Annotated in this window: 8 protein-coding genes and 1 pseudogene; all 9 read left to right on the top strand. The window is 33.5% G+C overall.

Annotated elements, in window-relative coordinates; genetic code table 11:
• Positions 1-171: 171 nt before the first annotated feature.
• The 9 genes and pseudogenes from C4S77_RS04435 (at position 172) to C4S77_RS04400 (ending at position 6,902) form a co-directional block, all read left to right on the top strand.
• Positions 172-954 carry a tyrosine-type recombinase/integrase gene (locus C4S77_RS04435; protein WP_105246362.1) on the top strand — a complete coding sequence of 261 codons (783 nt, stop codon included), beginning with the start codon at positions 172-174 and terminating at the stop codon, positions 952-954.
• Between the two features lie 14 nt (positions 955-968).
• Positions 969-1,850 carry a tyrosine-type recombinase/integrase gene (locus C4S77_RS04430; RefSeq protein ID WP_105246360.1) on the top strand — a complete coding sequence of 294 codons (882 nt, stop codon included), beginning with the start codon at positions 969-971 and terminating at the stop codon, positions 1,848-1,850.
• 947 nt (positions 1,851-2,797) lie between these two features.
• Positions 2,798-3,187, top strand: a pseudogene (locus tag C4S77_RS04425) (RHS repeat-associated core domain-containing protein); the annotation flags it as partial.
• A gap of 66 nt (positions 3,188-3,253) precedes the next feature.
• Positions 3,254-3,427 (top strand): hypothetical protein, encoded by a 174-nt coding sequence (locus C4S77_RS12970; protein WP_181042814.1) that lies wholly within the window; start codon positions 3,254-3,256, stop codon positions 3,425-3,427.
• A 143-nt stretch (positions 3,428-3,570) separates the two neighbouring features.
• Entirely contained in the window at positions 3,571-4,014 is a 444-nt protein-coding gene (locus C4S77_RS04420) for a hypothetical protein (protein WP_105246356.1), read from the top strand.
• A 264-nt stretch (positions 4,015-4,278) separates the two neighbouring features.
• Positions 4,279-5,205, top strand: a complete 927-nt coding sequence (locus C4S77_RS04415) for an RHS repeat-associated core domain-containing protein (protein WP_395856033.1) — start codon at positions 4,279-4,281, stop codon at positions 5,203-5,205.
• A 17-nt stretch (positions 5,206-5,222) separates the two neighbouring features.
• The gene (locus tag C4S77_RS04410) at positions 5,223-5,573 is read left to right on the top strand and encodes a hypothetical protein (RefSeq protein WP_105246354.1); all 351 of its coding nucleotides are present in this window, start codon (positions 5,223-5,225) and stop codon (positions 5,571-5,573) included.
• A gap of 218 nt (positions 5,574-5,791) precedes the next feature.
• Positions 5,792-6,604 (top strand): RHS repeat domain-containing protein, encoded by an 813-nt coding sequence (locus C4S77_RS04405; RefSeq protein ID WP_260209431.1) that lies wholly within the window; start codon positions 5,792-5,794, stop codon positions 6,602-6,604.
• Positions 6,528-6,902 carry a hypothetical protein gene (locus tag C4S77_RS04400; RefSeq protein ID WP_146106042.1) on the top strand — a complete coding sequence of 125 codons (375 nt, stop codon included), beginning with the start codon at positions 6,528-6,530 and terminating at the stop codon, positions 6,900-6,902. The genes C4S77_RS04405 and C4S77_RS04400 overlap by 77 nt, the downstream gene beginning before the upstream one ends.
• Positions 6,903-6,919: the final 17 nt, after the last annotated feature.

Raw genomic sequence — 6,919 nt, 5'->3', positions numbered from 1 at the left:
ACTACAAATCCAAATAGAGAAATTAAAAAACGAAACAGAAAAGGAACAGGTTGGGAACACCTAAAAATAGTCTACTATAAATATAATCAATGTTTTATAAGGTAAGTGTTCCTAATTCCCAAAAAGTATAACCTAAAAAGTCAGAGAAGTACGAAATTAGAAATACGAATTATGAAAAATCAGGAACGATTACATCATTATAAAAAGTATTTAGAGTTAAAAGGCTATCAAAAGAGTAGTATTCGGGGGTTGTTAAAAAGAGCCGAATTATATGAGGCTAAAACGGACAATCCATCCTTATCCCTTAAGCCTTCCACCTTACAACTGTATTACTACCAAAAGAAAACCTATCTCCACTATTTATCAGAAGTAGAAAAAGAGGTTCATTACCTACAAGAAGAACACCATAAAAAAGAAGTCTTACCCATAGATATAGTAAGTATAGCAGAAATAGAGGAATTACTAAAAAGCTGTAAAGATGTAAGAGACAAGGTAGTATTAGTCTGTTTATACAGTTTAGGACTCCGGTTAAGCGAAGTATCGAATATAGAGTTGGAAGATATAGACAGAGAGAATAAACTCCTTTTAGTAAAAAAGAGTAAAACTAAAAGACAAAGGCAAGTGCTCATAAATAAAAGATCGTTAGAAATTATAACAGAATATATAGAGACCGAACGACCGATTAATACAGGCAATAAATTAGTACAAGGAATACAAGGAAATCTTACCCCGGACGGTATTTATCAGGTCTTAAAAAGAATCATACAAAGAACCCGGATCAAAAAAAGAATCTATCCCCATTTACTCAGGCATAGTATAGCCAGTCACTTATTACAAAGAGGGATGGAATTAGAGCAGATTAGTAAATTATTAGGCCATAGCAGTTTAGAAAGCACCCAAAGATATACGCATATAGAAGTAAGAAGTAGGAATTTAGCAATAAGGAGTAAGTAGAAAGAAATAAGGGAATGAATGATTTTAAAAATTACTTAACAACCAAGTATAAGTATGCAGAAAGAACCGTACAAGAAAAGGGAAAACAGATAGAGCAATGGAAACGTTTATGTGTACCCGGTCAGGAATTAGAAAAATTAAGTTCTAAAGAATTACACAGACTAATAGAAATACAAAAACAAAGATACAGTATACAGACGCTTAATAACCAGTTAAAGAGCTTAGAACAGTATTATACTTACGTAGTAGAAACCCAACAAAGAAAAGATCATCCCCTAAGACACTTTAGGATTAAACCCGAAACAAAACCCCTTATCCAAGGACTATTAACAGAACAAGAACTTACAGAATTATATGAGAACTACTCCGTACAAGGGCATTTAGGCGGGCAATTCAACCATTACCGACAAAGAAATAAAGTACTCTTAGGACTTATGATTTATCAGGGGTTGGATAGTAGTACCCTGGATAAATTAGAAATCCAGGATATAGATGTAGAAAAAGCAATCGTACAAGTACCCAGAATCAGTGACTATAAACTCCAGGAAAGGATCTTGCCCTTAGCCTCTAATCAGATCATGGAATTACATAAATATCTGACCCAGACAAGAGAAGAATTACTCAAGTTAGTAAAGACAGAACAAGAAACAAAAAGACTGTTTCCCAAGAGTTCAAAAACAAGATTTAGCAGTATAACACAATCAATAAGAAAGCAGATAGAGATAGAAAATATACACCAACTAAGATATAGTAGAATTCTATTATGGATGAAACAATATAACCTAAGAGAAGTCCAATACAAAGCAGGCTATAAAAGTATCTTGAGTTTAGAAAAGTTCAACCTTAAAGACTTAGAAAAACTCAAACAATCAATAGAAAAATATCACCCCTTTTAAATCCGCTGAGCCGAACGAACTGATCACCCGCTCAATCTAAGTTAGTACTTCTCACTTCGTACTTACTCAAAGGCCTTTGCAACGGTATTCGTCGTCTCTCGCTCCCAGCTTCACAGCCTTGCACTCCAGCTGTAAGTATTCGCTTACGTTTGGCTGTTTCTCGTGGCTCGTTCCTTCTCATTCGCTGTTGTTTCATCCGCTCGCTGGGGCTCGCGTCTGTCACAGCTTATATGTTTTGCTCGCAGGCAGGTGCTACGCGCCGCAGCGGCTTAGTTCAACTAAAAAAAGTAAACCACTTATAACGCCTCTTTCGGGCGGTTTATTCGCCAAAAGAAATAAGGAGTTATTTATATAATTTTTGGCAAGATCTCACCTCCCGCGCTGGCACACTCGCTTTACTGCTCGCGTGGATGCTTAGAGCTCGTTTTTAGAAACTCGCGTAACTCCTTTATAAAAAACTCGTTGCGTTTTTTAGTTGTTTTTTAAAGAAACCAGGCACAGAGAAAAAACAACCAAAAATCCGCTTATATTTTTTTATTCAGTTGAAAAATAAAAAGGAGTATGAAAAAGCAAGGGGGAATCACGCAAGTCGAGATAAGATAATTTTATGTAATTGAAAGTAAGTGGGTTAAAAAGATGATGTGTGTAAAATAGTGGGAAATCTACATACATAAGTATGTAAAATGTATTTATTTAATTAAATATCAATCAATTAAATGTATGTAAAAATTTACATACAAAAAAACAGGCCCTTGAAAATAATCTTTCAAATGAAATAAAAAATGGAGGCATCTTTTTTATTTTAACTGAAAAAAGTTTATATCTTTGGGGTAGGAGTTTATTGAAATAGCTGTTGTGTAGTTGTTTGGACAAGGAAACAGGAGAGGAATAAAAAGGAGAAGTTCGCGCGAGGGGAATTTGGAGCAGAGACGTGATTATACTATTACGGGGCTAGGTATTACAATCCGAGGGAGTCTATCTTTTTAAATGTAGATCCGATGTTTGAAGAAACAATGACTCCATATCAGTATACTTATCAAAATCCTATTAAGTTTACCGCCCCAACAGGAATGGAAGGAGAAAGTGTTGATGATTGGATAAAAAACAAACATGGTAAATATTTAGATGATAAAAATGCAACTAGTCAAGAAACTACTAGGGCTGGTTGGACATATGTAGGAAAAGAATTACCAAAAAATGTAGATTCAAAAGGGCAGGATATTTTAGAGGAGGATAGAAGTGGGCGTTTAGTTCATAAGAATACAGATAATTGGATAGGTAGACTTTCAAATAAGTATTTAAATACAAATTTTCCAGAGAAAAAGGTTTATGATTAGGTTGAGGAAAATTTTACTAACGAATTAGTAACTACTTCAGCAGGATCGTTAGCAGGAGGAGTTATATTGAAAGTAGGAGGTAAGGTTGTAGGAGGTGTTGTAGGTAATGGAGGGAAAACATTAAAACCATTAGGTTTAGGATCAACAGGTAGAAAAGTAGCAAAAGATCTTAATGAACAACTGGCAATGAAGGAAGCTATGTCTAATCCTAGTGCAGGAAAAGTTATTATGAAGGAATAAAAGATTCTAGATGGTCGGGTTGGAGTAAAATGCAATATATTCATGTAGCACAAGATGGAGTTAAAACAGTTGTACATTATGTGGGTAAATTTGAAAAAGGTGTTCTAAAGTATGTTGATGATTTTAAGTTTAAATAAATTTATATGATAGTAAGATGTGTAAGCAATAAAGGAGAATTTCTTAGTTCTTATGAATATGAATTTGAGAAAAATAAAAAAAAAATAGGGAGATTTGGTTCTTCAGCAGATACTCAATATAATGAAGTAAAAGTAGGTAGAGAATATTTGGTTATGGGCATAATCGTTTTTAGAACTTATCAAGGGTTTTTACTTGATGATGATGGTTTTATATCTGTATTGCCATGTCAACTATTTGAGATATTAGATAATAAAATAGATCATAAATGGTATTTTAGAATGGTTGATAAAGAAGAAGAAATTTATCCGTATATACAGTCTATTTTTGGTTATTATGAACTTTGTTTAGATAAAAATTCATATTATAATCTTATTGTAGAGCAAGAAGAAACATCCATGCAAATATATTTTAGGAGAAAAATAGAATTAGAAAAAACATTATCTGAATAAAAATAACTTATTTTATATTGCTCCCAAAAAGTTAAACAAATACTCAGTAAATATTTAAAAAGAAAGCGACCGATATGCATCGGTCGCTTTTTACTTTAAGAATCTTTATTGAGCAGATCCAACAACTCCATTTCCTCTTTAGGGATAAGGGAATGGATAAGAGCAATTATATTATAAAAAACCATTTCATTTGGGAAGTAGCAGTAATATTACTAACTTAGACGCAAAATAGTACAGCATGTAGAATATGTACCGTTTGGGGAGGTGTTTATTGAGGAAAGGAACCAGAGTTGGAATACCCCTTACCTGTTTAATGGAAAGGAACTGGATGAAGAAACGGGGTTATACTATTATGGGGCTAGGTATTATAACCCGAGGGAGTCTGTGTGGTTGAGCGTGGATCCGTTAAGCGGTTATAACCCTATTATGGAAACGGAGCACTACATCGATGGTCTACATAACAAAGGGGTATTTAATTCATTTAACTTAAATACCTATGGGTATTGTTATCAGAATCCTGTCGTATTAATAGATCCAAATGGGAGGCAAATTGAAGCTCCAAATTTAATAGGAATTGCAGCTCATGCAGCATTTGCTAGATATATGAATACAATTAGTGGAATTTCAGGGAACTGGAAACCTGAAAGTCCTTTATTTAGAGATTTTAGACCAGATTTATTGTATTACGGAGGTAATACAAATGAATCAGGAATGGGGGCTGTATGGGAATTGAAACCTTTTACACAATCTTTAGATACCAAATATAGTATAAGTAGTGTGTTGCAAATTAATCATTATGTAGATGAGTTAAATGCTAGAGAGGAAGGTGGACTAACATGGGCTACTGGTACGACAGCTTTAGGAACTCCAAAACCATTTGAGGGTACATTAACTTTAATGTGTGATAAATATCAGTTTTTATATTATATTACCTATCCAGAACAAGGTTTTATATATTATAGCTATGAACAATTAAAGCAACCTGAACCGGAAAAAGTTCCTCAAAGTGTACCACAACTACCTCCAGTAGTAGTTCCGGCAGTACCTCAAACCAAGCCAACTTCTAGTCCTTCTGGGAGAGGAGCACCAGCTTTGTTAGATAAAATACTCAGATTTCCGATATTTATTATTAGTTCACCAATTATAGAGTTTTATAATAACTCAAATAATATAGATCCAAGAATCACATAACAATAAAAATGATATTTATGATAAATTACAAAGGATTTTATTTTATTAAAACTTATGATTTAGAAGATTATTTTTCAAAGATGTATGATGATTTAGTCTTTCAATTTGATGAAAAAATTCAAGAGAGAGGGTATTTCGAGGATCAAGGTTTTGCACTATTTCTAGGACAAGAGAACGAGGAAGTATATATAAATTTAGAATACAAAGAATATTCTTTTTTAAATGTTTTATTAGCTTTTCCACCTCAATCTTTATGTAAAGAATGTACAATTTGTTGGAAGAATAACGAGGAAGGTATTCCAGAATTTTATTGGACAACAAATTTTCCAGAAAAGGAATTACATGAATATGCTAAAAAGTATAAATAAAGTAATTATTAGACTATTCTAAAAGAAAAACCCCACTAATTAGCGGGGCTTTTTTATTTAACTAATTTCTTCTTCCAAACAGAGTAATCTGAGGTGTTCAAGGGTGTTGAATAAGTCCCAGTGGTTGTGTTCTTGGAGTTCCTTATGTTCCAAAGAAAGGATAAGGGAGGATTTACAAAGATTACTCCCTAAGTAAAGACAACCATGCCTATTTTGAAGTGCCTTACCAGGGAAAAGACTATAATGATTATGTAAACGGAGCAGGCTTCTGCTGTGAAGGAAAGAATAAAAAACTCCAAGTCTATGGAGGCGGAATCGGCAAAGGGAATGAAGAATATGAAAAGAAGCAGTATTATGATCATGCGGATCATTTGGGAAGTAGCAGTTATATTACTAACTTAGGCGCACAAAAAGTACAGCATGTAGCATATGTACCATTAGGTGAGGTGTTAATTGAGGAAAGGAACCAGAGTTGGAATACTCCTTACCTGTTTAATGGCAAGGAACTGGATGAAGAAACGGGGTTATCCTATTACGGGGCTAGGTATTATAATCCGAGGGAGTCTATCTTTTTAAATGTAGATCCGATGTTTGAAGAAACAATGACTCCGTATCAGTATACTTATCAAAATCCAATTAGGTTTACTGACCCAACGGGGATGTCAGCAAATCCCATTTATGATGAAAATGTTAATTTTTTAAGAACTGATGACAGAGGCTTGCAAGGAGAAGCTATAATAATGAATAAAGATAATTTTTCTCAAGGTATGTCTCATGAAGAAGCTAAGAGTAAAAGAACTTTGTTGAGTAATTATAATGTGGAATTAGATGGTAAAGGAGGATTAACAGAGAAAGGAAAGTATCAAGCAGCAGTTTTTGATAGGATTAGTATGCACTCTTTAGGATTGAAAAATAGGCCTGATTATGATGGATTTTTAACTTTAAGTGAGGCTAATGATTGGTATAGAAATGGAGGTGGAAGTTCTTTATTTGTTAATTCAGCATTTAGGGTTAGAAGTCGGTGGAAGTAAATATGTCAATTTTGCTTCTCCAAAATATGCAAATTTTGAGACAGGTTTAGTTTATGGAACTATAAAATTAACCAATCTAGGAAATAATTCAATTAAATTAGGATTGAATAATGGAAAGTTAGATACATATGATTTTGACTATCAAGAAGGAAGGTATTTTAGGAATTTTGCTACATGGGTAGGTAAAAAAGTTGCAGGGAAAGGGCAGTCATATGATATTACTTATGGTGCAGCACGATTAAAATCACAGCCAATGTATTTAGACCAAATGTGCCTATTTTACCATAGTAGATTATAATAGAATTCTATTAATTA

Source organism: Apibacter adventoris (genome assembly GCF_002964975.1).
Taxonomy (GTDB): Bacteria; Bacteroidota; Bacteroidia; order Flavobacteriales; family Weeksellaceae; genus Apibacter; species Apibacter adventoris.
This window is presented reverse-complemented; position numbering and strand designations above follow the sequence as displayed.